The following is a 24,403-nucleotide window of genomic DNA, read 5'->3' on the forward strand; positions in this document are numbered from 1 at the left end:
CCTTCGCGGATGGCGGCGAAGAACTCGCGGTCCTGCAGCTCGATGCCGTTCATCGACACGTAGCCCTTGCTCACGTCCACCGGCGTTTCGGGGCCCTTGCTGTGCGACTGCACCAGGTCGTCGTAGCGCGCGATGTAGGTGGCGGTGTCGCCGATGTAGCGGAAGAAGGTGCCCAGCGGGCCGTCGTTGTTGAACGAGAGGCTGAGCGTGCAGATGGCGCCGTTGGCGGCCTGCAACTGGATGCTCATGTCCATCGCGATGCCCAGCTCCTTGTGGATCGGGCCCTGCACGGCGTTGGCCTTCACGATCGGGCTGCCGGCCTGGTAGGCGAACAGGTCGACCGTGTGCGCGGCGTGGTGCCACAGCAGGTGGTCGGTCCAGCTGCGCGGCTGGCCCAGCGCGTTCATGTTGGTGCGGCGGAAGAAGTACGTCTGCACGTCCATCTGCTGGATGTTGAACTCGCCCGCGGCGATCTTCTTGTGCACGTACTGGTGGCTGGGATTGAAGCGGCGCGTGTGGCCGACCATGGCGACCTTGCCCGTCTTCTTCTGCAGGGCCAGCACTTCCTCGCCTTCCTTGAGCACGTCGCACAGCGGGATCTCCACCTGCACGTGCTTGCCGGCCTCCAGGCAGGCCTTGGTCTGCGCGGCGTGCATCTGCGTGGGGGTGCAGAGGATGACGGCGTCCACCTCCTTGAGCGCCAGGCTCTCGGCCAGGTCGGTCGTCACGTGCTTGATGCCGTACTGGTCCGCGACTTCCTTGGTCTTGCCCAGGTCGCGACTGATCAGCGAGACGACCTCGACGCCGTCGATGTTCTTGATGCCGTCCAGATGCTTGATGCCGAAGGCGCCGGCGCCGGCCAGGGCTACTTTGATGGTCATGTCGGGTTCCTTTTCCGGATTCAGGTGGATTCTTCGAGGATCAGGTGGCCCACGGCCGTGTTGGAGGCGGGCACGTGGAAGAAGCGGTGCGCCACCTTCGGCGGCGGGCCCTCGCCGTTCACGTCGGCCATCGCGCCGCGGGCGATCAGCCACATCACCAGCTCGATGCCCTCGCTGCCGGCCTCGCGCACGTACTCGATGTGCGGCACCTTGGCGAGTTCCGCCGGCTCGGCGATCAGGCGGTCGAGGAAGCGGTTGTCCCAGTCGGCGTTGATCAGGCCGGCGCGTGCGCCCTGGAGCTGGTGGCTCATGCCGCCGGTGCCCCAGATGTGCACGTTCAGGTCCTCGTCGTAGCTCTCGACGGCCTTGCGGATCGCGCGGCCCAGGTTGAAGCAGCGCTGGCCGCTGGGCACCGGGTACTGCACGACGTTGACGGCGAAGGGGATCACCGGGCAGGGCCAGGCGCCTTCCTTCGGGTCTTTCTCGCCGCACATCAGCGACAGCGGCACCGTCAGGCCGTGGTCCACGTCCATCCGGTTGACGAGGGTGAGGTCGAAGTCCTGCTGGATCACGCTCTGCGCGATGTGGCTGGCCAGTTCGGGGTGGCCGACCACCTTGGGCACCGGGCGCGGGCCCCAGCCCTCGTCGGCGGGCTGGTATTCGGCGGCGGTGCCGATGGCGAAGGTCGGGATCATCTCCAGGCTGAACGCGGTCGCGTGGTCGTTGAAGACCAGGAAGATCACGTCCGGCTTGTTGTCCTTCATCCACTGCCTGGAGAACTCGTAGCCCGCGAACAGGGGCTTCCAGTAGTCCTCCTGGGTCTTGCCCAGGTCCATGGCCGCGCCGATGGCCGGCACGTGCGAGGTGTAGACGGATGCGGTGATGCGGGCCATGTCAGTCTTTCCGGTGGTGGTGGGCCGCGCCCTGCGGCTGATTCTGCGGCTGCGCGTCGCCGTTCTCGCCCAGGTGGCGGTTGCCCTCGACCGAGCGGCCGCCGCCAATCATCATGTCGCGGTACTCCTGCTCGGTCATGCCGGTCATGCTGCCGGCCATCTGCTGGAAGCTCTTGCCGTCGGTGGCGCCGATCTTGGCCAGGAAGTAGATGTTGCCGCCGGTGCGCATGCACCAGTTGAGGTCGCGCGCCAGCACGGCCTGCTTCTGCTCCTCGGTCATCGGCCACTCGTCGAGGTAGGCGCGCTCGTCGGCCTTGAAGCGCTCGCGGTTCTCGGCCTTCATCAGGCTCATGCAGAACTGGTTGAGCCAGTAGCCTTTGCGGCTCTGCTCGGCGTCGAAGATGATCGTGCCGGGCACGTCGAGGTAGGGTTTGTCGAGGGACATGGCTATTTTTCCTCCGGCCAGTACAGGCGCATCGGGTTGTCCACCAGCAGCTTCTTCTGCAGCTCGGCCGTCGGCGCGATGTGCGGGATGAAGTCCACCAGCAGGCCGTCGTCGGGCATGTGGCCCTTGAGGTTGGGATGCGGCCAGTCGGTGCCCCACAGCACGCGGTCGGGGAACAGCTCGACCACCTTGCGGGCGAAGGGCACCACGTCGCGGTAGGCGTTGCGCTCGCCGTCCAGCGCCGGCGGGCCGGCGACGGACAGGCGCTCGGGGCAGCTCACCTTGCTCCACACGTTCGGATGCTCGCGCATGAACTTCAGGAACAGCTCGAACTCCGGGCCGTCGATGGGCTTGGTCACGTCGGGGCGGCCCATGTGGTCGACCACCACCGTGGTCGGCAGCGCGGTGAAGAAGTCCCACAGCTCGGGCAGGTCCACCGCCTCGAAGTAGATGACGACGTGCCAGCCGAGCTTGCCGATGCGGCCGGCGATCTCCATCAGCTCGTCCTTGGGCGTGAAGTCCACCAGGCGCTTGACGAAGTTGAAGCGCACGCCGCGCACGCCGGCCTCGTGCAGCGCCTGCAGTTCCTCGTCGCTGACGCTGCGCCTGACGGTGGCGACGCCGCGCGCCTTGCCCTCCGACGACTGCAGCGCATCGACCAGCGCGCGGTTGTCGGCGCCGTGGCAGGTGGCCTGCACGATCACGTTGCGCGCGAAGCCCAGGTGGTCGCGCAGCGCGAAGAGCTGCGCCTTGCTCGCGTCGCAGGGCGTGTACTTGCGCTCGGGCGCGTAGGGGAACTGCTCGCCGGGGCCGAACACGTGGCAGTGGGCGTCGACGCTGCCCGGCGGGACCTGGAACGCCGGCTTGCTCGGGCCGGTGTACCAGTCGAGCCAGCCGGGCGTCTTCTCGAAGGGGCCGGAGGTGGGTTTGCTCATGTCGTCTCCTTCAGTCCAGCGAGATGTCGGCCTTGCGGATGACGTCGCCGAAGCGCTGCGTCTCCGTCTTCAGGGTGGCCTGGAACTGCTGCGGCGTGGCCGGGAAGGGCTCGTAGCCGAAGGTCTTGAACTTCTCGGCGAAGTCCTTGTCCTTGAGCACCTCCACCAGGTCCTTGCGGATCTTGTCGGTCACCGCGGCGGGCAGGCCCGGCGGGACGGCCACCACGTTCCAGCCCGTGACCTCGAAGTCCTTCGGGCCGCCCGACTCGCCCACCGTCGGGATGTCGGGGAAGTCCGGCGACCGCTGCGGTGCGGTGAAGGCCAGCAGCCGCAGCTTGCCGGCGCGGTACATCGGGCCGGCCGTGCCGGCGCTGCCCAGCGCGAAGTCGATCTCGCCCGTGGCCACCGAGGTGTAGAGCTGCGTGGTCTCCTTGAAGATCACGTGCTCCATCTGGGTGCCGGTCATGCTCTCGAACAGCTCGGAGCCCAGGTGCACGGGGTTGCCCACCGACCAGGAGCCGTAGTTCAGCTTGCCCGGATGGGCCTTGGCGTCGGCAATGATGTCGCCCACGCTCTTGTACTTGCTGTTGGTCGGCACGGTGAAGAAGAAGTGCGTCTTGAACAGCGGCTGGGCGATGGTGAAGTCCTTCACCGGGTCGTAGGGCAGCTTCTTGAACAGCGTGGGGTAGGCGGCCAGGTGCACGTTGTCGAGGATCAGCAGGTCCGTGCCGTCCTTGGCGCCGCGCTTCCAGGCGTCGATGGCGATGAAGCCGTTGCCGCCGGGGCGGTTGTCCACCGTCACCGGCTGGCCCCACAGGCGCGAGAGCTTGTCGGCCGCCAGGCGGGCCACGCCGTCGGGGCCGCCGCCCACGGGGAAGGGCGTGATGATGCGCACCGGCTTCGTCGGGTAGGCGCCCTGGGCGGCGGTGCCGAAGGGCAGGGCGGCCGCGAGGGCGGTGCCGGCCAGGGCCAGCAGGCCGCGGCGGATCGGGGATGTCATGGGATGGAGGCTCCTGGGTTCGGGAAATCGGTGGTGGGCGCTCAGTCGATGTACTTCAGCCCCGCGGCCGCCAGCGGCTCGCGCATCTTGTAGTAGTCCAGGCCCAGGGTGCCGCCGGCGAAGATGTCGCGCTTGCCGCCTTCGTTGGCCTCGCGCTTGCGGGCGGCTTCCAGCGTCCGGGCGGCGATGGCGCGCGGCACGCAGACCACGCCGTCGTCGTCGGCCACGATCACGTCGCCGGGCGTGACGAAGGCGCCCGCGCAGACGATGGGAATGTTCACCGAGCCCGGCGTGGCCTTGATGGTGCCCTTGGACGACACGTAGCGGCTCCAGACCGGGAAGTGCATCTCGCGCAGCACCTTGGTGTCGCGCACGCCGGCCTCGATGACCAGCGCGCGGGCGCCGCGGGCCTGGAAGCTGGTGGCCAGCAGGTCGCCGAAGTAGCCGTCGCTGCATTCGGCCGTGACGGTGGCGACCACGATGTCGCCGGGCCGGATCTGCTCGGCCGCCACGTGCATCATCCAGTTGTCGCCGGGCTGCAGCAGCACCGTGACGGCCGTGCCGGACACCGCAACGTCCTGCTGGATCGGGCGCATGTAGGGCTTCATCAGCCCCACGCGGCCCATGGCCTCGTGCACGGTGGCCGAGCCGAAGGCAGCCAGCGCGTCGGCCGTCTCGCGGTCGGTGCGCTGGATGTTGCGGTAGACAACGCCAAGTTCGTACATGTCTTATCTCCTTGGGATCACTTGTTCTTCGCCTTGAGGGCGGCGTCCAGGCGCGGGAAGACGCGGCGCGCGTTGCCCTCGAACACCTGGTAGCGCTCCTCGTCCGTGAGGTTGGCCGTGGCGTTCACGTAGCGCTTGGTGTCGTCGTAGTAGTGGCCGGTGGTCGGGTCGATGCCGCGCACCGCGCCGATCATCTCGCTGGCGAAAAGAATGTTCTTGACCGGGATCACCTTCGTCAGCAGGTCGATGCCCGGCTGGTGGTAGACGCAGGTGTCGAAGAAGATGTTGTTGAGGATGTGATCATGAAGCAGCGGCTTCTTCATCTCCTGCGCCAGCCCGCGGAAGCGGCCCCAGTGGTAGGGCACCGCGCCGCCGCCGTGCGGGATCACGAACTTCAGCGTCGGGAAGTCCTTGAACAGGTCGCCCTGGATGCACTGCATCACCGCGGTGGTGTCGGCGTTGAGGTAGTGCGCGCCGGTGGTGTGGAAGCACGCGTTGCAGCTCGTGCTCACGTGGATCATCGCGGGGATGTCGTACTCCACCATCTTCTCGTAGATGGGGTACCAGTGGCGGTCGGTCAGCGGCGGGCTGGTCCAGTGGCCGCCGCTCGGGTCGGGGTTGAGGTTGATGCCGACGTTGCCGTACTGCTCCACGCACTTCACCAGCTCGGGGATGCAGGTCTTCGGGTCGACGCCGGGGCTCTGCGGCAGCATCGCGGCCGGGATGAAGTTGTCGGGGAAGAGCTGGCTGACGCGGTAGCACAGCTCGTTGCAGATCGCCGCCCAGGTGCTGGAAACCTCGAAGTCGCCGATGTGGTGCGCCATGAAGCTGGCGCGCGGGCTGAAGATGGTCAGGTCGGAGCCGCGCTCCTTCATCAGGCGCAGCTGGTTGCTCTCGATCGATTCGCGCAGCTCGTCGTCGGAGATCTTCAGGTCCGAGACCCTGGGCTTGGCCGACGGGTCCTTGATGCCGGCGATCTGGGCGTTGCGCCAGTTCTCCAGCGCCTTGGGCGCGGTGGTGTAGTGGCCGTGGCAGTCGATGATCATGCGGGTCCTTCGTGCGATGTGAGGGGTGAATCAGGCGGGTTCCATGCCCTGGCGGCGCTTGGCGCCGGCGGCGTCGGGCGAGGCCATGAAGGCCAGCAGGCGGCGCACCGTGTCGGCGTGCGGCGTGCCGGCCACCACGCCGCCCGAGAACACGGTGTCGATGGCGATGTCCGCCGGCAGCGGGCCGAGGATGTCGATGCCTTCCACGTGGATCAGCTCGGAGCGCTGCTGGAAGCCCAGCGCCACCTCGCCGCGGGCGATCAGCGTGCCCACCGGCACGCCCGGCGGCGCCTGCACGGTGCGCTGCTTCACCTCGTCGGCGATGCCCCAGCGCGCGAAGAGCGCCTGCAGGGCCACGCCGCTCGGGCCGGTGGAATAGCCGATGCTCGGCGCGGCCAGCACGGCCGCGCGCAGCGCGTCGCCGGTGCCGATGTCCGGGCGCGGCGCGCCCGCGCGCACCGCCGCGACGGTGCTGGAGCGCACCAGGTCCACCTTGCTGCCCGCGGCCACGCGGCCGGCGGCCTGCAGCCTGTCGATGGCGTCAGAGGCGAGGAAGACCACGTCGAAGGCTTCCTCGCCGGCCTGCACGCGCCGGGCCGCGTCCACGCCGCCGACGGATTCGATGGCCACCGCCGCGCCGCCCTGCGCCTGCCAGGCGGCGGCCAGGTCGGCCAGCACCTGGCGCGTGGCCATGGACGAGATGCCTTGGAGGGGATGGGTCATGCCGGGTGTCTCCGAAGGGCCTGTGCGCGAGAGAGGGCGGCCCGTTGCTCGAGGAGGCATTCTGCGAAGCGCCGGGCCCGGCGGGAAGTCGCCGCCGCCGCTATCAGCTAGAACAAATCGGCATATCCAGTGGTATGGTTCGCTTTTCTGCGATACCTCTTGTCACCGTTCGTGGACCTCAAGCAACTCGAATACTTCGTGCGCGTGGCCGAGCTGGGCAGCTTCACCCGTGCCTCGCAGGCGCTGGACGTGGCCCAGCCCGCGTTGTCGCGCCAGGTGCGGCTGCTGGAGGTGGAGCTGCGCCAGAACCTGCTGGTGCGCAACGGCCGCGGCGTCACGCTGACCGACGCCGGGGCGCTGCTGCTGGAGCACGGGCGCGGCATCCTGCACCAGGTGGCGCGCGCGCAGGAGGAGCTGGCCGGCGCCCGCGGCGGCCTGGCCGGCCGGGTGGCGCTGGGCCTGCCGCCCAGCGTGGCGCGGGCCTACGCCGTGCCCCTGACGCGCGCCTTCCGCCAGCGGCTGCCGCAGGCGCAGCTGTCGATCACCGAGGGCCTGTCCGTCGGCATGCAGGAGGCGCTGACGGCGGGCCGGCTGGACATCGCCGTGCTCTACAACGCCCGCCCCGCCGCCGGCCTGGACATCCTGCCGCTGATGGCCGAGGCGCTGGTGCTGGTGCAGCCGCGGCCGCCCGGCCTGGCGGAAGACCCGCCCCCCGCGCCGCTGCCGCTGGCGGCGCTGGCCGGCCTGCCGCTGATCATTCCCAGCCGGCCGAACGCGATCCGCATGCAGGTGGAGTCCGAGCTGGCCGCGCTGGGCCTGCGCCCGCAGGTGGCGCTGGAGATCGACGGCGTGCCGGCCATCCTCGAACTGGTGGCCGAGGGCCTGGGCAGCGCCGTGCTCACGCCGCATGCGGTGGCCAGCTCGGTGCGGCCCTCGGCCTTCACCGTGCGCGCCATCGGCCAGCCGCCGCTGACGGTGCAGGCCTGGCTGGCCACCAGCGCGCAGCGGCCGGTCACGCACACGCAGCAGGCGGCGCTGGACCTGCTGCGCGAAGTGGTGGGCGCGCCGGCGGCCGGCTGAATCCCGCTACAGCTTCTGCAGCTTCGCCTTCGCGATCACCTCGTCCCAGCGCCGGATGTCCGCGGCCAGGAAGTCGCGCAGTGCGGCGGGGCTGCTGCCCCTGGCCGTCATGTTCAGCGCCTGCAGCTGCTGCTTCACGTCGGCCTGCGCGACGGCGTCCTGCACCGCGCGGCTGAGGCGCTCGACCACCGCGGGCGGCGTCTTCGCCGGGGCGGCCAGGCCGTTCCACGAACTGACGTCGAAGCCCGCCAGCGGGCCGCCGCTCTCGCGCACGGCGGGCACGTCGGGCAGCTCGGGCGCCCGCTCGCGGCCCAGCACCGCCAGGGGGCGCAGGACCTTGCCCTGGATGTGCGGCATCAGCGGGCCGAGGATGTCGACCAGCACGTCGATCTCGCCGCCGCGCATGGCCGTCACCACCGGCGGCGTGCCGTTGAAGGGCACCACCTGCGCATCGATGCCGGCCGAGAGCTTGAACAGCTCGGCCGCCAGGTTCTGCGTGGTGCCGATCTGCGGCGTGCCCACGTTGAGCTTGCCCGGGTTGGCGCGGGCCCAGGCCAGCAGTTCGCCCAGCGTCTTGAAGCGGCCGTTCGCGGCGACGGCGATCGCCAGGTCGAAGCGCGCCATCTGCGAGACGGGCGCGAAGTCGGCCAGCGTGTCGAAGGGCAGCTTCTTGAACAGGGCCGCGCTGACAGCACTGCCGCTGGAGATCAGCAGCAGCGTGTGGCCGTCGGGCTCGGCGCGCGCCACCTGCTCGCCGGCCACCACGCCGCCGGCGCTGGGCTTGTTGTCGATCACCACCGGCTGGCCGAGCGCGGCGGCCATCTTCTGGCCGACCGCGCGCGCCGTCAGGTCGGCGGCGCCGCCGGCGGCGTTGGGCACCACGATGCGGATGGGCCGCGAGGGAAAGGCCGGCTGGGCGGTTGCGATGCCGGCGGCCGTGCCCAGGGCCAGCGCCCCGGCGCCCTGCAGCAGGCGGCGTCGTTCGAGGGTCATGCTTTGTCTCGGTTCATTGGCTTGGGGGGTGTTTCATTCTCGTGTCGCGCGCCGCTGCACGCAGTCGACATAGGCGTCGCCGTCGGGCGGGCGGCCGGCGCGCTGCGCCTCCCACATCATCCGGCCCAGGCACTCCATCGCCTCGTGGTGCGCCTCCAGCAGCGAGCCGCGCCGGGCGGCCAGCAGCTCCACCGCCTGGCGGATGCCGCGCGGCTGGTCGATCGAGCACTGCTCGCTGATCGACAGGTGCATCGACAGGTGCAGGAAGGGGTTCTCGCGGCCGTCCTGGCCGTCGTAGACGCGGGCCGCCGCCGCGTCGGCGTCGGCCAGGTCGGCGTGGTACTCGGGGTGCTGGTCGATCCACTCGCTGGCGATGATCTCCAGCGCCTCCATCGGCTGGCCGGCGCGGTGCTTGGCGTAGCAGCGGCAGAAGAAGCGCCGCACGTCTTCCTGGGTCGGGTTGAACATGGTGCGGCGAGGGTAGCACCGGCCCGCCGATGCCGCCGGCGCGCAGGGCGCGTCACTCGGCTCGGGCAAGATGGCGGGTTTGGCGCTTGTCCGCCCGGCCCCGCTGCATGACCGACCACCCTCCCGCTCCGCTCTCCTGGACCCGCGACCTGCGCCAGCGCGCGCGCGAACACTTCTGGCTCAAGTTCATCGGCACCGTGGTGTGGGTGTGGGTCTTCTTCATCGGCTATTTCCACCTCCTGCGCAACCCCGTGTACCCCGTCACGGTGATGCCGCTGACGGCGGTGGACCGGTGGATGCCCTTCCAGCCGGGCTGGCTGGCGGCCTACCTGTCGCTGTGGGTGTACGTGGGCATCGCGCCGGGGCTGCAGCGCGGCTTCGCGTCGCTGCTGTCCTACGGCTTCTGGTCGGCGGCGCTGTGCGCCACGGGGCTGGGCATCTTCTGGCTGTGGCCCACGCAGATCCCGCCGATGGACGTGCCGGCCGGCGCGCCGGGCTTCGCGCTGCTGCAGGGCATCGACGCGGCCGGCAACGCCTGCCCGTCGATGCACGTCGCCATCTCGATGTTCACGGCGATCTGGCTGGAGAGCATCTTCCGCCGGGCCGGCGCGCCGGCGGTGCTGCGGGCGCTGAACCTCGCCTGGTTCGCCGCCATCGCCTGGTCGACGATGGCGGTGCGCCAGCACGTGCTGTGGGACGTGCTGGCCGGCGCCGCGCTGGGGGCGGTGTTCGCCTGGGCCTCGCTGCGCTGGCGGCCCGCGGAGCCGCAGGTCGAGCGGCTATCATGACCCGACACCGACGAAGACGACAACACAGCCGCCCATGAGTTCTTCGCTGAAGGAATTGCAGGACCTGATCCAGGAGAAGTACGGCATCGATCCCGCCACGCTCGACCCGAACGAGTCCATGCGCGACAAGGGCTTCGATTCGCTGGCGCTGGTGGAATTCCTGTTCGAGATCGAGGACCGCCTGAAGATCTCGCTGCCCGACCCGGACCCGAGCATCGAGACGCTGGCCGGCCTGGCCGCCGTGGTGGACCGCGTGCGCGCCCAGCAGGCCGACGCCGGCGAGCCGGCCGCCGACACCTCCGCCGCCTCGTGAGCGCGGTCGCCGTCACCGGCCTGGGCGTGGTCTCGCCGTACGGCGAGGACCCGCAGGCCCTGTTCGCCGCCCTGCTGCGCGGCGAGTCGGCCGTGCGGCCCATCTTCCCCGAACTGGCGAAGCCCGCCGCCGCCGCGACCGTGGCCTTCGACGAATCGCGCTGGTTCACCAGGCTGCAGCTCGCGGGCGTGGATCGCGTGAGCCAGATGGCCGTGGCCGCCGCCGACCTGGCCGTGAAGGACGCCGGCGGCCTGCACGGCGCCGCGCCGGAGCGCGTCGGCGTCTTCGGCGGCTGCGGCATGGGCGGCGCCGTGGCGCTGGAGGCCGCCTACCGCAGCGGCATGGCCACCGGCGCCGGCCGCGTGCCGCCGCTGACGGTGCCGGCCTTCATGCCCAACGCGCCGGCCTCGCACGTCGCCATGCGGCAGCAGGCGCAGGGGCCGGTGTTCACCTACTCGGTGGCCTGCGCCTCCTCGGCCGTGGCCATCGCCGAGGCGGCCAAGGCGGTGCAGCGCGGCGAGGTGGACGTCGCCATCGCCGGCGGCAGCGAGGCGCTGATCGTGCCCGGCGTGGTGATGGCCTGGCAGGCCATGCAGACGCTGGCAGCCTTCCCGGCCGGCGACGCGCAGGCCGCGGCCACCGCCGTCAGGCCCTTCGCGGCCGACCGCAGCGGCTTCGCGCTGGGGGAGGGCGCGGCCTTCCTGGTGCTCGAATCCGAGGCCCGGGCGAAGGCGCGCGGCGCCCGCGCCCACGCGCTGCTGGCCGGCTGGGGCCACAGCTGCGACGCCACCCACCTGACCAAGCCCGAGGCCGCCGGCCAGGCGCGCGCGCTGCGCATGGCGCTGGATGCCGCGGGGCTGGCGCCGGCCGAGGTCGGCTACTGCAATGCGCACGGCACCGCCACCAAGATCGGCGACCCGATCGAGCGCGACGCCCTCGCGCTGGCGTGGGGCGGCGACCTGGACCGGCTGAAGGTCAGCTCCACCAAGGCGCTGCACGGCCACCTGCTGGGCGCCGCCGGCGCGCTGGAGGCGGTGATCACCGTGCTGGCGCTGGCGAAGCGCCAACTGCCGCCCAACGCGCACTGCGACGCGCCCGACGCCGCCTGCGCGCTGAACCTGGTACGGCCCGGCGCCGTCGACGCGCCGGACCTGGAGGCGGCCGTGAGCAGTTCCTTCGCCTTCGGCGGCAGCAACGCCGTGCTCGTCTTCCGGCGGGCGTGATGCGAAGCCGCCTGCTGCTCGGCACATGCGCGGCGGCCCTGGGCGCCGCCGCCTTCGCCGCCGCTGCGCAGCAGCCGAGCTGGGGCGCCATCGCCAGCGCCTATCCGGCCTGGGGCTATGCCTACGAGCACCCCACGCGCGAGGCCGCCGAGCGCGAGGCGCGCGCCCAGTGCGAGCGCGCCGGCCGGCGGCGCGGCGCCTCGTGCGAGGTGCGCGTGACCTTCGAGCGGACCTGCGGCGCCATGGCGCAGGGCAACTACGGCGAGTGGGGCGTGGCGACCGCGCCCACCGCAGCCGAGGCCGCGCGCGCTGCCGCGCGGCAGTGCGACAACCACCTGCCCACCGAGCCCTGCCGGGTCGTGGTGCGGGCCTGCTCGCCGGGTGGATGATCGAGCCCTGGCCGGCGCGTGCCGCCTGAACACCGAATTTCAAGGAGAGCTTCCATGACCACCCTCGACGCCTTCATCTGCGACGCCGTTCGCACCCCCTTCGGCCGCTACGGCGGGGCGCTTGCCAGCGTGCGCACCGACGACCTGGGCGCCGTGCCGATCCGGGCGCTGATGGAGCGCAACAAGGAAGTGGACTGGCAGGCCGTGACCGACGTGATCTACGGCTGCGCCAACCAGGCCGGCGAAGACAACCGCAACGTCGCGCGCATGGCCGCGCTGCTGGCCGGGTTGCCCATCGAGGTGCCCGGCGCCACCGTCAACCGCCTGTGCGGCTCGGGCCTGGACGCCGTGGGCAGCGCCGCGCGCGCCATCAAGGCCGGCGAGGCGCAGCTGATGATCGCCGGCGGCGTCGAGAGCATGAGCCGCGCGCCCTTCGTCATGCCCAAGGCCGAAAGCGCCTTCAGCCGCGCCAACGCCGTGTACGACACCACCATCGGCTGGCGCTTCGTCAACAAGCTGATGAAGGCGCAGTACGGCGTCGATTCGATGCCCGAGACGGCGGAGAACGTGGCCACCGACCACAAGATCGAGCGCGAGGCGCAGGACCGCATGGCCCTGGCCAGCCAGCAGCGGGCGGTGGCGGCGCAAAAGCGCGGCTTCTTCGACGCCGAGATCGTGCCGGTGAGCATCCCGCAGAAGAAGGGCGACCCGGTGGTCGTGAACAAGGACGAGCACCCGCGCGACACCAGCCTGGAGGCGCTGGCCAACCTCAAGGGCGTGGTGCGCCCGGACGGCACGGTGACGGCGGGCAACGCCAGTGGCGTGAACGACGGGGCCTGCGCGCTCTTGATCGCCGGCGAGCAGGCGGCGGCGAAGCACGGCCTGAAGCCCAGGGCCCGCATCGTGGGCATGGCCACGGCGGGCGTGGCGCCGCGGGTGATGGGCATCGGGCCGGCGCCGGCGACCGAGAAGGTGCTGGCGCTCACGGGGCTGAAGCTGGAGCAGATCGACGTGATCGAGCTGAACGAGGCGTTCGCGGCGCAGGGGCTGGCGGTGCTGCGGATGCTGGGGCTGAAGGACGAGGACCCGCGGGTGAACATCAACGGCGGGGCCATCGCGCTGGGGCATCCGCTGGGTGCCAGCGGGGCGCGGCTGGCGACCACGGCGGTGAACCAGTTGCACAGCGGCGGCGGGCGCTACGCGCTGTGCACCATGTGCATCGGGGTGGGCCAGGGCATCGCGCTGATCCTCGAGAAGGTCTGAGTTTTCTTCCCTTCCCGTCGGCCGCAGCGTCCCGAGGCGCTGCGGCCGATGTCTTTTCCGCGGCGGTCAGGCCTCCTCGGCTTCCACGCCCTCGCCGCCGCCCTGCGCCTCGTCCACCTTCTGCATGTTCTCCAGCAGCTTGAGCAGGTAGTGCAGGCTGTGCGTGGTGTCGTTGATCGAGAAGCCCTCCAGCACCTGCGCGTAGTAGGCGTGGATCTTGGGCAGCGCCTGCTGCTGCCATAGCTGCCGCCCCTCGGGCGTCATCGAGACGATGCGCGCGCGCCGGTCGCGCGCGTCCTGCGCCATGCGCACGCGGCCGTCGCGCTCCATGCGGCCGATCAGCCCCGAGAGGTTCTGCCGGCTCACCTTCAGGTAGCGCGCCAGCTCGCCCACGCTCATCCCCGCGCCGGCCTCTTCCCGCGAGAGCGCGCCCAGCACCGCCCACTGCTGCGTGGTCAGCCCTTCGGCTTCCACGGCGCGCGTCCCGGTTTTATGCAACATATTTGCACATTGGTACAACCTGAAGAACAGGCGATTGGCGAGTGCCATGCGCGCTTTTTCATCGTTTTCATTAGGGAAAACCATAAAAGTATCCGTTCACGAAGCAGAGTGTCGAAGGCTTGCGAAAAGCCATTTAAGACAATATATTGTCATATATCGGATCGACGGAGGCCGCCGATCCATGGACGATAGCAAGCACGCCAGGAGAGATTTGCATGCAGCGATTTGAAGACAGGACCGTGGTCGTCACCGGCGGCGGCGGCGGCATCGGCGGCGCAGCCTGCCGGCGCTTCGCCCGCGAGGGCGCGAAGGTGGCGGTGTTCGACCTGAACGAGGAGGCCGCCGCGCAGGTGGCCGGGCAGATCCGCGAAGCGGGCGGCCGCGCCGAGGCCGTGCGCTGCGACATCACCGACCGCGCCAGCGTCGATGCCGCGGTGGCGCAGGCGCAGGCCCGGCTCGGCGCCATCGACGTGCTGGTCAACAACGCCGGCTGGGACGTGTTCAAGCCGTTCACCAGGACCACGCCCGCCGACTGGGAGCGGCTCGTCGCCATCAACCTGACCGGCGCCCTGCACATGCACCACGCGGTGCTGCCGGGCATGGCGGCGCGCAAGGCCGGCCGCATCGTCAACGTCGCCTCCGACGCGGCGCGCGTGGGCTCCTCGGGCGAGGCGGTGTACGCCGCCTGCAAGGGCGGGCTGGTGGCGCTGTCGAAGACGCTGGCGCGCGAGCATGCGCGCCACGGCATCACCGTCAACGTGGTGTGCCCCGGCCCCACCGACACGGCCCTGTTCGCCGACTACAGGGAAGGCGCGGGCAACCCCGAGAAGCTGATGGAGGCCTTCACCCGCTCCATCCCGCTGGGCCGCATCGGCCAGCCGGAGGACCTGCCGGGCGCCATCGCCTTCTTCGCCAGCGACGACGCGGCCTTCGTCACCGGGCAGGTGCTGTCCGTGTCGGGCGGCCTGACGATGGCCGGCTGACCTTCCCCGCATCGACATCCAAGGAGAGATCGACATGGACTTCGAGGACATCCTCTACGAGGTGCGCAACCGCGTGGCCTGGATCACCATCAACCGGCCCGAGAAGCTGAACGCCTTCCGCGGCACGACCTGCGACGAGCTGATCAAGGCGCTGAACCGGGCCGGCTACGACCGCGAGGTGGGCTGCATCGTGCTGGCCGGCGCCGGCGACAGGGCCTTCTGCACCGGCGGCGACCAGTCGGCGCACGACGGCAACTACGACGGCCGCGGCACGATCGGCCTGCCGATGGAGGAACTGCAAACCGCCATCCGCGACGTGCCCAAGCCGGTCATCGCCCGCGTGCAGGGCTACGCCATCGGCGGCGGCAACGTGCTGTGCACGATCTGCGACCTGACCATCTGCTCCGAGAAGGCCGTCTTCGGCCAGGCCGGGCCGAAGATGGGATCGGTGGACCCCGGCTACGGCACCGCCTTCCTGGCCCGCGTGGTCGGCGAGAAAAAAGCGCGCGAGATCTGGTACCTGTGCCGCCGCTACAGCGGCCAGGAGGCGGTGGCGATGGGGCTGGCCAACGCCTGCGTGCCGCCCGAGAAGCTGGACGAGACGGTGCAGCAGTGGGCCGAGGATATCTGCGAGAAGAGCCCCACCGCCATCGCCATCGCCAAGCGCAGCTTCAACATGGACACGGCGCACCAGTCGGGCATCGCCGGCATGGGCATGTACGCGCTCAAGCTGTTCTACGACACCGACGAGTCGCGCGAGGGCGTGAATGCGCTCAAGGACAAGCGCAAGCCCGAGTTCCGCAAGTACGCGAAGTAGGGGCCGGGAATGAACCCGTACATCGACGAGGACCTGGCGGCCATCGCCGAGCAGGCGCGCCGCTTCGCCGCCGATCGCGTGGCGCCGGGCTTCCAGGAGCGCGACTGCAGCCGTGTGCTGGACCGCGCGCTGATGCGCGAGATGGGCGAGATGGGCTTCATCGCGCCCGAACTGCCCGAGGACGCGGGCGGCCAGGGCCTGGGCTGCCTGGCCGCCGGCGTGATCCACGAGGAGATCGCGCGCGCGGACCTGTCGATCAGCTACATCAACCTGCTGGCCTCGCTCAACGGGCAGATCCTCGCCGAGCACGGCCGGCCCGAGGTGGCGCGCCCGTGGCTGAACAGGCTCACCCGCGGCGAGGCGCTGCTGGCCATCGCCCTGACCGAGCCGCGCGGCGGCTCCGACGCCGCCAACCTGCGGCTGAAGGTCGAGCGCGTGGGCGGCCACTACGTGCTCAACGGCGAGAAGACCTCGATCTCTGCGGCAGACCAGTGCGACGCGGCGGTGGTGTTCGGGCGCACCGGTCCGATCGAGTCGCAGGCGCACGGCGTCACCGCGCTGCTGGTGCCGATGGACCTGCCCGGCATCACGCGCAACCGCTTCGACTGCCACGGCCAGCGCGCCATCGGCCGCGGCTCGCTGTTCTTCGAGAACGTCAGGGTCCCGGCCGACCACCGCCTGGGCGACGAGGACAAGGGCTTCGTGCAGGTGATGCAGGGTTTCGACTTCTCGCGCGCGCTGATCGGGCTGCAGGTGCTGGCGGTGGCGCGCGCGGCGCTGGAGGAGACGTGGGCGCACGTCGCCCAGCGCGAGGCCTTCGGCCGGCCGCTGTCGGCCTTCCAGGGCGTGTCGCATCCGCTGGCCGACTTCGATACGCAGGTCGAGGCGGCACGCCTGCTGTGCCTGCAGGCGCTGTGGCTGAAGGACCGCGGCCTGCCGCACAGCGCCGAGGCCGCCATGTGCAAGTGGTGGGCGCCGAAGCTGGCCTACGACACGGTGCACCAGTGCCTGCTGATGTTCGGCCACGGCGGCTACGACCGCGGGCCGATGGAGCAGCGCCTGCGCGACGTGCTGGGCTTCCAGATCGGCGACGGCACGGCCCAGATCATGAAGACCGTCATCGCCCGCGCGCGCGCGGGGCGCGAGGCGGTGCCGATCTGAACGACACACCAACGAGAGGAGACGAGACACCATGGACTTCGATGCCATCCTGCTGCCGCCCCGCCGCGCCGCCAGCGTCGCGCAGGGGCTGTGGGCCGACCGCACCATCAACGACGAGCTCGATGCCTGCGTCGCCTCGTGCCCTGACAGGATGGCGCTCGCGGCGCTGCGCGCCGAGGGCGGCGAGGACCGCCGCTTCACCTACCGCGAACTCGCCGCCATGGCCGACCGCGTGGCCGTGGGCCTGCATCGCCTGGGCGTGCGCCGGGGCGACGTGGTCGCCATGCAACTGCCCAACGGCTGGCGCTTCACGGTGCTGTACCTGGCCTGCTCGCGCATCGGCGCGGTGCTCAACCCGCTGATGCCGATCTTCCGCGAGCGCGAACTGGGCTTCATGCTGCGCCACGGCGAGGCCAGAGTGCTGGTGGTGCCCAAGGTCTTCCGCGGCTTCGACCACGAGGCGATGGCGCGCGGCCTGCAGAAGGAGCTTCCGCTGCTGCAGCACGTGCTGGTGGTCGGCGGCGGTGGCGCCGACGACTTCGACGCACTGCTCGCCGCGCCGGCGTGGGAGAAGGAGGCCGACGCGGCCGCCATCCTCGCCGGCAGCCGCCCCGGGCCGGACGACGTCACGCAGCTCATCTACACCTCGGGCACCACCGGCGAGCCCAAGGGCGTGATGCACAGCGCCAACACGCTGATGGCCAACATCGTCCCCTACGCCGAGCGGCTGCACCTGGGCGCCGGCGACGTGATCCTGATGGCCTCGCCGATGGCGCACCAGACCGGCTTCATGTATGGCCTGATGATGCCGGTCATGCTGCGCGCGCCGGCCGTGCTGCTGGACCTGTGGGACCCGGCGCGCGCCGCGCAGGCGGTGCGCGAGGAGGGCGTCACCTTCACCATGGCCTCCACGCCCTTCCTGACCGACCTCACGCGGCAGGTGCGCGAGAGCGGCCGGCCGGTGCCCACGCTGCGCACCTTCCTGTGTGCCGGCGCACCCATCCCCGGGCCGCTGGTGGAACAGGCGCGCGAGGTGCTGGGCACCAAGATCGTCTCCGCCTGGGGCATGACGGAGAACGGCGCCGTCACGCTGATCCGTCCCGAGGACGACGACGAGCGCGCCTTCACCACCGACGGCTGCCCGCTGCGCGGCGTGGCGCTGAAGGTGGCCGACGAGGCGGGCGCCGAGCTGCCGCGCGGCGAGGTGGGTCGGCTGCTGGTGCGCGCCGCCTCCAACTTCGGCGGCTACCTCAAGCGCCCGCAGTGGAACGGCACCGACGCCGAGGGCTGGTTCGACACCGGCGACCTGGCGCGCATGGACGAGGCGGGCTACATCCGCATCAGCGGGCGCAGCAAGGACGTGATCATCCGCGGCGGCGAGAACATCCCGGTCTTCGAGATCGAGTCGTTGCTGTACCGGCACCCGGCGGTGGCGCAGGTGGCCATCGTCGCCTATCCCGACGAGCGCCTGGGCGAGCGCGCCTGCGCCGTGGTGGTGCCCAGGGCCGGCCAGGCCATCGACCTGCCGGAGGTGGTGCGCTTCCTCAAGGAGCAGAAGGTGGCGGTGCAGTACATCCCCGAGCGGCTCGAGCTGCGCGAGGCGATGCCGGCCACGCCCTCCGGAAAGATCCAGAAGTTCAGGCTGCGCGAGGAGCTGAAAGCCTGAGGCACGGCGCCGCCCGGAGCGCGCCATCACAACCACCAGGAGACAAGACACATGATCGAGACCCTTCGCCGCCGCTGCGCGGTGCGCGCGGCCCTGGCCGCATTCGCCCTGGCCTGCGCCGCCGGCGCCGTGCCGGCCGCCGAGCCGTGGCCTGCCAAGCCCGTGCGCATCGTCGTCGGCTTCGCGCCCGGCGGCAGCACCGACGTGATGGCGCGCATCGTCGCGCAGTCGCTCGCCGAGTCGCTGGGCCAGCCGGTGGTGATCGACAACAAGCCCGGCGCCAGCGGCAACATCGCGGTGTCGGAGGTGGTGCGCGCCGCCGCCGACGGCCACACCTTCCTGATCGCGCCCACCTCGGTGGAGACGGCCAACCCGTGGCTGTTCAAGTCGAACGTGCTGCCCTCGCGCGACCTGGCGCCGGTGGCCTCGGTGGGCAAGACGCAGATGTACCTCGTCACCAAGCCGCAGATCGAGGCGACCAACGTACGCGAACTGGTGGCGCTGGCCAAGGCCAGGCCGGGCTCGCTGTCCTTCGCCTCGGCCGGCAGCGGCACGCCGCCGCACCTGGCCTGCGAGCTGTTCAAGCAGGCCAGCGGCGCGCCGATGACGCACGTGCCGTACCGCGGCGCGGCGCCGGCGCTGCAGGACGTGATGGCCGGCCAGGCCGACTTCGTGTGCGATCCCGGCATCGCCTTCCCGCACATCCGCACCGGCAAGGTCAAGCTGCTGGGCATCGTCAGCGCCAAGCGCTCGCCCTTCTTCCCCGACGTGCCGACGGTGGCGGAACAGGGCGTGCAGGGCGCCGACCTGGACATCTGGTTCGGCATGTGGGCGCCGAAGGGCACGCCGCCCGAGGTGGTGGCGCGCATGAGCCGCGAGCTGGGCAGGGCGCTGGCGCAGCCGGGCCTGAAGCAGCGCTACGGCGACCTGGGCGCGGAGCCGGTGGCGATGGACACCGGCGAGTTCCGCGCGCTGCTGGCGCGCGAGGGCGAGCAGCTCTCCACCCTGATCCGCGAGCAGAAGATCGCCGCAGAATGAGGGCATGAAAGCCGTCTACATCACCGGCCACGGCGGCAACGAGGTCGTGGCCGTCGGCGAGCGCCCGCTGCCGCCGCGGGCACCGGGCGAGGTGCTGGTGCGCGTGCGCGCCGCCACGCTCAACCGGGTTGACCTGTACATGCGCGACTCCGGCGCCGGCATCACGCACCGGCTGCCGCAGATCATGGGGCTGGACGCCGCCGGCACCGTGGAGGCGGTGGACGAGGGCGAGCCGCTGCTGCGCCCCGGCCAGCCGGTGGTGCTGCATCCGGGCGTGGCCTGCGGCCGCTGCGAGTTCTGCCGCCGCGGCGAGGGCGTGCTGTGCACCCGCATCGCCTACCTGGGCGAGCACCGCGACGGCACGCTGGCCGAGTTCGTCGGCCTGCCGGCGCGCAACGTGTTCCCGATGCCCGAGGGCTTCTCCTGGGCCGAGGCGGCGGCGCTGGGCGTGAACCACCTCACCGCCTGGCGCATGCTGTTCACCAAGGGGCGGCTCCAGCCCTGGGAGACGGTGCTGGTCTTCGGCATCGGCGGCGGCGTGTCGCTGGCCGCGCTGCAACTGGCGCGCGCGGCGGGTGCGCGGGTCATCGTCACCTCGCGCGACGACGCCAAGCTGGCGCGCGCCACCGCGATGGGCGCGGCGCATGCCGTCAACGGTGCCAGGCAGGACGTGGCCAAGGCGGTGATGGACTTCACCGGCGGCCGCGGCGTGGACCTGGTGATCGAGAACGTCGGCCAGGCGGTGTGGGGCAGCGCGATGAAGTCGCTGGTGCGCGGCGGCCGGCTCGTGACCTGCGGTGCCACCACCGGCGACCAGCCGCCGGCGGACATCCGGCGCATCTTCATCCGGCAACTGCAGATCCTCGGCTCGACGCTGGGCGACCTGCACGAGTTCGCCGCGCTGCTGGACTTCGTGCAGCGGCACGGCATCCGGCCGGTGATCGACTCGACCTGGGCGCTGGACGACGCGCATGCGGCGCTGGACCGGCTGGCTTCGGGCGCGCAGTTCGGCAAGGTGGCCGTCGCCGTGGCGGAGGACTGAGCAACGCCACAGCCTGGGTGGCCTGCAGAGTGGCGGTCGATAATCACACTACCGTTGGTAGTACGTTTTGATCGAGTCCGCACCGTGAGCACATCTCCGCAGACCACCCCTCCCGTCGATGTCGTCGTCATGGCCGCCGGCATGGGCACGCGCATGAAGAGCCGCCTGCCGAAGGTGCTGCACCGCCTCGCCGGCCGGCCGCTGATCGGCCACGTGGCGGACACGGCAGTCGGCCTCGGCGCGCGCTCGCTGGTGGTGGTGACGGGCCACGGCGCCGACGAGGTGGAGGCCGGCCTGCGGCAGATCGCGCCGCAGGCGCCGCTCGCCTTCGTGCGCCAGTCGCCGCAGCTCGGCACGGGCCATGCGGTGCAGCAGGCCGCGCCGCACCTGCCTGACGACGGCATCGCGCTCATCCTCTCGGGCGACGTGCCGCTCATCGCCGCCGACACGCTGCGCGCGCTGGTGGCGGCCAGCGGCGGCGGGCGCCTGGCGCTCCTGACCATCGCGCTGGCCGACCCCACCGGCTACGGCCGCGTGCTGCGCGGCGATGACGGCCGCGTGCAGGGCATCGTCGAGCAGAAGGACGCCACCGAGGCCCAGCGCGCCGTGCGCGAGACGTACACCGGCGTGATGGCCGCGCCCGCCGCGGCGCTCAAGCGCTGGCTCGGCCGGCTCACCAACGACAACGCCCAGGGCGAGTACTACCTGACCGACGTGGTGAAGATGGCGGTGGACGAAGGCATGCCGGTCGTCGCGCAGCAGACGGCGGACGAACTGCAGGTGGCCGGCGTCAACAGCCCCGTGCAACTGGCGGCGCTGGAGCGCGCCTGGCAGCGCCGCCAGGCCCATCGGCTGATGGAGGCCGGCGTGCGCCTGGCCGACCCGGCGCGCTTCGACCTGCGCGGCGAACTCGCCTGCGCGCAGGACGTGGAGATCGACGTCAACTGCCTCTTCGAGGGCCGCGTCGAGTTGGGCGAGGGCGTGCGCGTCGGCGCGCACTGCGTCATCGCCAACGCGCGCATCGAGGCCGGCGCGGTGATCCATCCCTTCACCCACATCGAGGGCGACAAGGAGGGCGTGACCGTCGGCCCCGGCGCGCTGGTCGGCCCCTATGCGCGGCTGCGTCCCGGCGCGCAACTCGGCGCCGAGGTGCACATCGGCAACTTCGTCGAGGTGAAGAACTCGACGCTGGCCGCCGGCGCCAAGGCCAACCACCTGGCCTACCTGGGCGACGCGACGGTGGGCGAGCGCGTGAACTACGGCGCCGGCAGCATCACCGCCAACTACGACGGCGCCAACAAGCACCGCACGGTGATCGAGGCCGACGTGCACGTGGGCAGCAACTGCGTGCTGGTCGCGCCGGTGACGATCGGCGCCGGCGGCACCGTCGGCGGCGGCTCCACCGTCAGCAAGAGTACGGAGCCCGGCGCGCTCACCGTGGCGCGCGCGCGGCAGGTGAGCTTCGCCAACTGGCAGCGGCCGAAGAAGGCGCCGAAGGCCTGAGCCTTCCTCCTTCTTTCTCTCTCAGCGCTGCGCCCGCAGCGGCAGGCGCGGCTCGAACTTGGCCCGCTTGACGCTGAAGAAGGCCTTGACGTTGCGCACGTTGGCGTCGCTGGTGAACAGGCGCTGCGCCAGTGCGTGGTAGGCCGGCATGTCGGGCACGGCGACGACGAGCACGAAGTCCGGCCCCGGCGAGACGCGCCAGCACTGCTGCACCGCCTCGTCGGCGATCACGCGCGACTCGAAGGCGTCGAGCGCGCCGGCGTCCTGCCGGTCCAGGGAGATCTCCACCACGGCCGTCAGCACGGCGGCCAGGCGGTCGGCCGCGAGCAGCGCCACCTCCCGCTCGATCAGCCCCGCCCGGCGCAGCCGCTGCACCCGGCGCAGGCAGGTCGGCGGCGACAGGTGCAGGTCGGCCGCCAGTTGCTGGTTGGTGCGCGAGGCGTCGCGCTGGAGCGCGTCGAGCAGGCGCCAGTCGATGGCATCGAGGGAAATTTCTTCCATATGCGGAATGTAGTTGGAATAAAAATCCATCGTATCAATGTGATGAGTGAATATTGCGACGATCAAAAAAATTTGGAAGAACATTCCTGCGCGCCAGTTCTAGCATCCGCCACCATCCAGCTTCCACCGGAGACTCACCATGTGCGGCATCGTCGGCGCGGCATCCCATCGGGACATCGTTCCCATCCTGGTCCAGGGCCTCTCGCGGCTCGAATACCGGGGCTATGACTCCTGCGGCCTGGCGGTCCATGCCAGCGCCCGGGGCCTGGCGCGCACCCGCACCACCTCCCGCGTGGCCGACCTCATGGCCCAGGTGCAGTCGGAGCATGTGCAGGGCCTCACCGGCATCGCCCACACGCGCTGGGCCACGCACGGCGCGCCGGCGGTGCACAACGCGCACCCGCACTTCAGCCACGGCACCGGCGCCGATGCGGAAACGGCCCGCCCGGCGCGGGTGGCGCTGGTGCACAACGGCATCATCGAGAACCACGAGGCGCTGCGCGCGGCGCTGCAGGCGCGCGGCTACGTCTTCTCCAGCCAGACCGACACCGAGGTCATCGCCCACCTGATCGACAGCCACTACCAGGGCGACCTGTTCGAGGCGGTGACGGCGGCGGTGGCGCAACTGCACGGCGCCTATGCCATCGCCGTGATCTGCCGCGACGAGCCGCAGCGCGTGGTCGGCGCGCGCGCCGGCTCGCCGCTGGTGCTGGGCGTGGGGCAGGGCGAGCACTTTCTGGCCAGCGACGCGATGGCGCTGGCTGGCGTGACGGACCAGATCGTCTACCTGGAAGAAGGCGACGTGGTGGACCTGCAGCCCGGCCGCTACTGGATCGCCGGCCGCGACGGCCGCCCGGCCGAGCGCAAGGTGCGCACCGTGCAGGCCCACAGCGGCGCGGCCGAACTGGGGCCGTACCGCCACTACATGCAGAAGGAGATCTTCGAGCAGCCGCGCGCCATCGCCGACACGCTGGAGGGCGTGGAAGGCATCGTGCCCGAGTTGTTCGACGGCATCGGCCAGGACGGGCGCACCGGCGCCAGCGCGCACCGCGTGTTCCAGGCCATCGACAAAGTGCTCATCCTGGCCTGCGGCACCAGCTACTACAGCGGCTGCGCCGCCAAGTACTGGCTGGAGAGCGTGGCGAAGCTGCCGACACAGGTCGAGATCGCCAGCGAGTACCGCTACCGCGACTCGGTGCCCGACGCGAAGACGCTGGTGGTCACCATCAGCCAGTCGGGCGAGACGGCCGACACGCTGGCCGCGCTGCGCCACGCGCAGTCGCTGGGCATGCACGAGACGCTGACCATCTGCAACGTCGCCACCAGCGCCATGGTGCGCGAGTGCAAGCTGGCCTACATCACCCGCGCCGGGGTCGAGATCGGCGTCGCTTCCACCAAGGCCTTCACCACGCAACTGGCGGGCCTGTTCCTCCTCACGCTGGCGCTGGCGCAGGCCAAGGGCCGCCTGCCGGAAGCCGACGAGGCGCGCTGGCTGCACGAGATGCGCCACCTGCCGGTGGCGCTGCAAAAGGTGCTGGCGCTGGAGCCGCAGGTCATCGGCTGGGCCGAGCAGTTCGCGCGCAAGGAGAACGCGCTGTTCCTCGGCCGCGGGCTGCACTACCCGATCGCGATGGAAGGCGCGCTCAAGCTCAAGGAAGTGACCTACATCCACGCCGAGGCCTACGCCGCGGGCGAGCTCAAGCACGGCCCGCTGGCGCTGGTGACGGCCGAGATGCCGGTGGTGGCGGTAGCGCCCAACGACGCGCTGCTGGAAAAGCTCAAGAGCAACCTGCAGGAAGTGCGCGCCCGCGGCGGCGTGCTCTACGTGCTGGCCGATGCCGACACCCGCATCGAGAGCGGCGAGGGCATGCACGTCATCCGCATGCCCGAGCACTACGGCCTGCTCTCGCCGCTGCTGCACGTGGTGCCGCTGCAGCTGCTGGCGTACCACACGGCCGGCGCGCGCGGCACCGACGTCGACAAGCCGCGCAACCTGGCCAAGAGCGTGACGGTGGAGTGAGCCGGG

Annotated in this window: 26 protein-coding genes; 14 read left to right on the forward strand and 12 right to left on the reverse strand. The window is 71.1% G+C overall.

What is annotated here, in order from left to right; genetic code table 11:
- The 8 genes from ACIY1X_RS10750 to ACIY1X_RS10785 all read right to left on the reverse strand — a co-directional run.
- Window positions 1-881, reverse strand: an 881-nt coding sequence (locus ACIY1X_RS10750) for a Gfo/Idh/MocA family oxidoreductase (protein WP_399680437.1), incomplete at its 3' end; no start/stop codon positions are given.
- A 20-nt stretch (window positions 882-901) separates the two neighbouring features.
- Window positions 902-1,774: a class III extradiol dioxygenase subunit beta gene (locus ACIY1X_RS10755; protein ID WP_399680439.1), complete on the reverse strand. Its 873-nt coding sequence runs from the start codon at window positions 1,772-1,774 to the stop codon at window positions 902-904.
- Between the two features lies 1 nt (window position 1,775).
- Window positions 1,776-2,219, reverse strand: coding sequence for a protocatechuate 4,5-dioxygenase subunit alpha (gene ligA / locus ACIY1X_RS10760; RefSeq protein ID WP_399680441.1), 444 nt, complete (start codon window positions 2,217-2,219; stop codon window positions 1,776-1,778).
- A 2-nt stretch (window positions 2,220-2,221) separates the two neighbouring features.
- On the reverse strand, window positions 2,222-3,154 hold the full coding sequence (locus ACIY1X_RS10765) for an amidohydrolase family protein (protein WP_399680443.1): 933 nt from the start codon (window positions 3,152-3,154) through the stop codon (window positions 2,222-2,224).
- 10 nt (window positions 3,155-3,164) lie between these two features.
- Window positions 3,165-4,154 (reverse strand): Bug family tripartite tricarboxylate transporter substrate binding protein, encoded by a 990-nt coding sequence (locus ACIY1X_RS10770; RefSeq protein ID WP_399680444.1) that lies wholly within the window; start codon window positions 4,152-4,154, stop codon window positions 3,165-3,167.
- 41 nt (window positions 4,155-4,195) lie between these two features.
- Window positions 4,196-4,879 carry a 4-carboxy-4-hydroxy-2-oxoadipate aldolase/oxaloacetate decarboxylase gene (ligK, locus tag ACIY1X_RS10775; RefSeq protein WP_399680446.1) on the reverse strand — a complete coding sequence of 228 codons (684 nt, stop codon included), beginning with the start codon at window positions 4,877-4,879 and terminating at the stop codon, window positions 4,196-4,198.
- Between the two features lie 17 nt (window positions 4,880-4,896).
- Window positions 4,897-5,925 (reverse strand): amidohydrolase family protein, encoded by a 1,029-nt coding sequence (locus ACIY1X_RS10780; RefSeq protein WP_038208075.1) that lies wholly within the window; start codon window positions 5,923-5,925, stop codon window positions 4,897-4,899.
- A 30-nt stretch (window positions 5,926-5,955) separates the two neighbouring features.
- On the reverse strand, window positions 5,956-6,648 hold the full coding sequence (locus ACIY1X_RS10785; RefSeq protein WP_084217048.1) for a substrate-binding domain-containing protein: 693 nt from the start codon (window positions 6,646-6,648) through the stop codon (window positions 5,956-5,958).
- A 171-nt stretch (window positions 6,649-6,819) separates the two neighbouring features.
- On the opposite strand from ACIY1X_RS10785, the gene ACIY1X_RS10790 reads away from it, so the two are divergent.
- Entirely contained in the window at window positions 6,820-7,728 is a 909-nt protein-coding gene (locus ACIY1X_RS10790; protein WP_399680474.1) for a LysR substrate-binding domain-containing protein, read from the forward strand.
- A gap of 6 nt (window positions 7,729-7,734) precedes the next feature.
- Here ACIY1X_RS10790 and ACIY1X_RS10795 read toward each other — a convergent pair whose 3' ends face one another.
- Together ACIY1X_RS10795 and ACIY1X_RS10800 are read right to left on the reverse strand one after the other, a co-directional pair.
- Window positions 7,735-8,721 (reverse strand): Bug family tripartite tricarboxylate transporter substrate binding protein, encoded by a 987-nt coding sequence (locus tag ACIY1X_RS10795; protein WP_399680448.1) that lies wholly within the window; start codon window positions 8,719-8,721, stop codon window positions 7,735-7,737.
- A gap of 33 nt (window positions 8,722-8,754) precedes the next feature.
- On the reverse strand, window positions 8,755-9,189 hold the full coding sequence (locus ACIY1X_RS10800) for a DUF1841 family protein (RefSeq protein ID WP_399680449.1): 435 nt from the start codon (window positions 9,187-9,189) through the stop codon (window positions 8,755-8,757).
- Window positions 9,190-9,296: 107 nt separating this feature from the next.
- Between ACIY1X_RS10800 and ACIY1X_RS10805 the strand changes: the two genes are divergently transcribed.
- From ACIY1X_RS10805 to pcaF, 5 genes are read left to right on the forward strand one after another with little or no spacing between them, the layout of a single operon-like run.
- Window positions 9,297-9,977, forward strand: a complete 681-nt coding sequence (locus ACIY1X_RS10805; RefSeq protein WP_399680451.1) for a phosphatase PAP2 family protein — start codon at window positions 9,297-9,299, stop codon at window positions 9,975-9,977.
- 34 nt (window positions 9,978-10,011) lie between these two features.
- Window positions 10,012-10,290 (forward strand): acyl carrier protein, encoded by a 279-nt coding sequence (locus tag ACIY1X_RS10810; RefSeq protein ID WP_399680453.1) that lies wholly within the window; start codon window positions 10,012-10,014, stop codon window positions 10,288-10,290.
- Window positions 10,287-11,513: a beta-ketoacyl-[acyl-carrier-protein] synthase family protein gene (locus ACIY1X_RS10815; RefSeq protein ID WP_399680454.1), complete on the forward strand. Its 1,227-nt coding sequence runs from the start codon at window positions 10,287-10,289 to the stop codon at window positions 11,511-11,513. The genes ACIY1X_RS10810 and ACIY1X_RS10815 overlap by 4 nt, the downstream gene beginning before the upstream one ends.
- Entirely contained in the window at window positions 11,513-11,902 is a 390-nt protein-coding gene (locus ACIY1X_RS10820) for a DUF4189 domain-containing protein (protein ID WP_399680456.1), read from the forward strand. The genes ACIY1X_RS10815 and ACIY1X_RS10820 overlap by 1 nt, the downstream gene beginning before the upstream one ends.
- A gap of 54 nt (window positions 11,903-11,956) precedes the next feature.
- Complete coding sequence (pcaF, locus tag ACIY1X_RS10825) at window positions 11,957-13,165, forward strand: 3-oxoadipyl-CoA thiolase (protein ID WP_399680457.1); 1,209 nt, start codon at window positions 11,957-11,959, stop codon at window positions 13,163-13,165.
- Between the two features lie 66 nt (window positions 13,166-13,231).
- On the opposite strand, the gene ACIY1X_RS10830 is transcribed toward pcaF, so the two are convergent.
- Entirely contained in the window at window positions 13,232-13,750 is a 519-nt protein-coding gene (locus ACIY1X_RS10830; protein WP_038208116.1) for a MarR family transcriptional regulator, read from the reverse strand.
- Between the two features lie 131 nt (window positions 13,751-13,881).
- On the opposite strand from ACIY1X_RS10830, the gene badH reads away from it, so the two are divergent.
- From badH to glmU, 7 genes are all read left to right on the forward strand, one after another.
- Window positions 13,882-14,649, forward strand: a complete 768-nt coding sequence (gene badH / locus ACIY1X_RS10835; protein ID WP_399680459.1) for a 2-hydroxycyclohexanecarboxyl-CoA dehydrogenase — start codon at window positions 13,882-13,884, stop codon at window positions 14,647-14,649.
- A 34-nt stretch (window positions 14,650-14,683) separates the two neighbouring features.
- Complete coding sequence (badI, locus tag ACIY1X_RS10840) at window positions 14,684-15,466, forward strand: 2-ketocyclohexanecarboxyl-CoA hydrolase (protein ID WP_399680461.1); 783 nt, start codon at window positions 14,684-14,686, stop codon at window positions 15,464-15,466.
- 9 nt (window positions 15,467-15,475) lie between these two features.
- Window positions 15,476-16,627 carry a cyclohexanecarboxyl-CoA dehydrogenase gene (aliB, locus tag ACIY1X_RS10845; RefSeq protein WP_399680463.1) on the forward strand — a complete coding sequence of 384 codons (1,152 nt, stop codon included), beginning with the start codon at window positions 15,476-15,478 and terminating at the stop codon, window positions 16,625-16,627.
- Window positions 16,628-16,658: 31 nt separating this feature from the next.
- A complete protein-coding gene (gene aliA, locus ACIY1X_RS10850; RefSeq protein WP_399680464.1) occupies window positions 16,659-18,293 on the forward strand; it encodes a cyclohexanecarboxylate-CoA ligase in 1,635 nt (544 codons plus the stop codon).
- Between the two features lie 51 nt (window positions 18,294-18,344).
- Window positions 18,345-19,331, forward strand: a complete 987-nt coding sequence (locus ACIY1X_RS10855) for a tripartite tricarboxylate transporter substrate binding protein (RefSeq protein ID WP_399680466.1) — start codon at window positions 18,345-18,347, stop codon at window positions 19,329-19,331.
- A gap of 4 nt (window positions 19,332-19,335) precedes the next feature.
- Entirely contained in the window at window positions 19,336-20,373 is a 1,038-nt protein-coding gene (locus ACIY1X_RS10860) for a zinc-binding dehydrogenase (protein WP_399680468.1), read from the forward strand.
- Window positions 20,374-20,502: 129 nt separating this feature from the next.
- Complete coding sequence (gene glmU / locus ACIY1X_RS10865; protein WP_399680475.1) at window positions 20,503-21,876, forward strand: bifunctional UDP-N-acetylglucosamine diphosphorylase/glucosamine-1-phosphate N-acetyltransferase GlmU; 1,374 nt, start codon at window positions 20,503-20,505, stop codon at window positions 21,874-21,876.
- 21 nt (window positions 21,877-21,897) lie between these two features.
- Here glmU and ACIY1X_RS10870 read toward each other — a convergent pair whose 3' ends face one another.
- On the reverse strand, window positions 21,898-22,377 hold the full coding sequence (locus ACIY1X_RS10870) for an Lrp/AsnC family transcriptional regulator (RefSeq protein ID WP_399680470.1): 480 nt from the start codon (window positions 22,375-22,377) through the stop codon (window positions 21,898-21,900).
- A 139-nt stretch (window positions 22,378-22,516) separates the two neighbouring features.
- Between ACIY1X_RS10870 and glmS the strand changes: the two genes are divergently transcribed.
- Window positions 22,517-24,397, forward strand: a complete 1,881-nt coding sequence (gene glmS, locus ACIY1X_RS10875; RefSeq protein WP_399680472.1) for a glutamine--fructose-6-phosphate transaminase (isomerizing) — start codon at window positions 22,517-22,519, stop codon at window positions 24,395-24,397.
- The last annotated feature ends 6 nt before the right edge of the window (window positions 24,398-24,403 follow it).

The sequence above is a fragment of the Xenophilus sp. genome, assembly GCF_044462705.1.
GTDB classification, from domain to species: domain Bacteria; phylum Pseudomonadota; class Gammaproteobacteria; order Burkholderiales; family Burkholderiaceae_C; genus Xenophilus; species Xenophilus azovorans.

Coding starts and splice junctions, on each gene's coding strand:
- ACIY1X_RS10755 (WP_399680439.1), bottom strand. CDS start 1,774: ATGGCCCGCATCACCGCATCCGTCTACACCTCGCACGTGCCGGCCATC.
- ligA (WP_399680441.1), bottom strand. CDS start 2,219: ATGTCCCTCGACAAACCCTACCTCGACGTGCCCGGCACGATCATCTTC.
- ACIY1X_RS10765 (WP_399680443.1), bottom strand. CDS start 3,154: ATGAGCAAACCCACCTCCGGCCCCTTCGAGAAGACGCCCGGCTGGCTC.
- ACIY1X_RS10770 (WP_399680444.1), bottom strand. CDS start 4,154: ATGACATCCCCGATCCGCCGCGGCCTGCTGGCCCTGGCCGGCACCGCC.
- ligK (WP_399680446.1), bottom strand. CDS start 4,879: ATGTACGAACTTGGCGTTGTCTACCGCAACATCCAGCGCACCGACCGC.
- ACIY1X_RS10780 (WP_038208075.1), bottom strand. CDS start 5,925: ATGATCATCGACTGCCACGGCCACTACACCACCGCGCCCAAGGCGCTG.
- ACIY1X_RS10785 (WP_084217048.1), bottom strand. CDS start 6,648: ATGACCCATCCCCTCCAAGGCATCTCGTCCATGGCCACGCGCCAGGTG.
- ACIY1X_RS10795 (WP_399680448.1), bottom strand. CDS start 8,721: ATGACCCTCGAACGACGCCGCCTGCTGCAGGGCGCCGGGGCGCTGGCC.
- ACIY1X_RS10800 (WP_399680449.1), bottom strand. CDS start 9,189: ATGTTCAACCCGACCCAGGAAGACGTGCGGCGCTTCTTCTGCCGCTGC.
- ACIY1X_RS10805 (WP_399680451.1), top strand. CDS start 9,297: ATGACCGACCACCCTCCCGCTCCGCTCTCCTGGACCCGCGACCTGCGC.
- ACIY1X_RS10810 (WP_399680453.1), top strand. CDS start 10,012: ATGAGTTCTTCGCTGAAGGAATTGCAGGACCTGATCCAGGAGAAGTAC.
- ACIY1X_RS10820 (WP_399680456.1), top strand. CDS start 11,513: ATGCGAAGCCGCCTGCTGCTCGGCACATGCGCGGCGGCCCTGGGCGCC.
- pcaF (WP_399680457.1), top strand. CDS start 11,957: ATGACCACCCTCGACGCCTTCATCTGCGACGCCGTTCGCACCCCCTTC.
- ACIY1X_RS10830 (WP_038208116.1), bottom strand. CDS start 13,750: ATGGTTTTCCCTAATGAAAACGATGAAAAAGCGCGCATGGCACTCGCC.
- badH (WP_399680459.1), top strand. CDS start 13,882: ATGCAGCGATTTGAAGACAGGACCGTGGTCGTCACCGGCGGCGGCGGC.
- badI (WP_399680461.1), top strand. CDS start 14,684: ATGGACTTCGAGGACATCCTCTACGAGGTGCGCAACCGCGTGGCCTGG.
- aliB (WP_399680463.1), top strand. CDS start 15,476: ATGAACCCGTACATCGACGAGGACCTGGCGGCCATCGCCGAGCAGGCG.
- aliA (WP_399680464.1), top strand. CDS start 16,659: ATGGACTTCGATGCCATCCTGCTGCCGCCCCGCCGCGCCGCCAGCGTC.
- ACIY1X_RS10855 (WP_399680466.1), top strand. CDS start 18,345: ATGATCGAGACCCTTCGCCGCCGCTGCGCGGTGCGCGCGGCCCTGGCC.
- ACIY1X_RS10860 (WP_399680468.1), top strand. CDS start 19,336: ATGAAAGCCGTCTACATCACCGGCCACGGCGGCAACGAGGTCGTGGCC.
- glmU (WP_399680475.1), top strand. CDS start 20,503: ATGGCCGCCGGCATGGGCACGCGCATGAAGAGCCGCCTGCCGAAGGTG.
- ACIY1X_RS10870 (WP_399680470.1), bottom strand. CDS start 22,377: ATGGAAGAAATTTCCCTCGATGCCATCGACTGGCGCCTGCTCGACGCG.
- glmS (WP_399680472.1), top strand. CDS start 22,517: ATGTGCGGCATCGTCGGCGCGGCATCCCATCGGGACATCGTTCCCATC.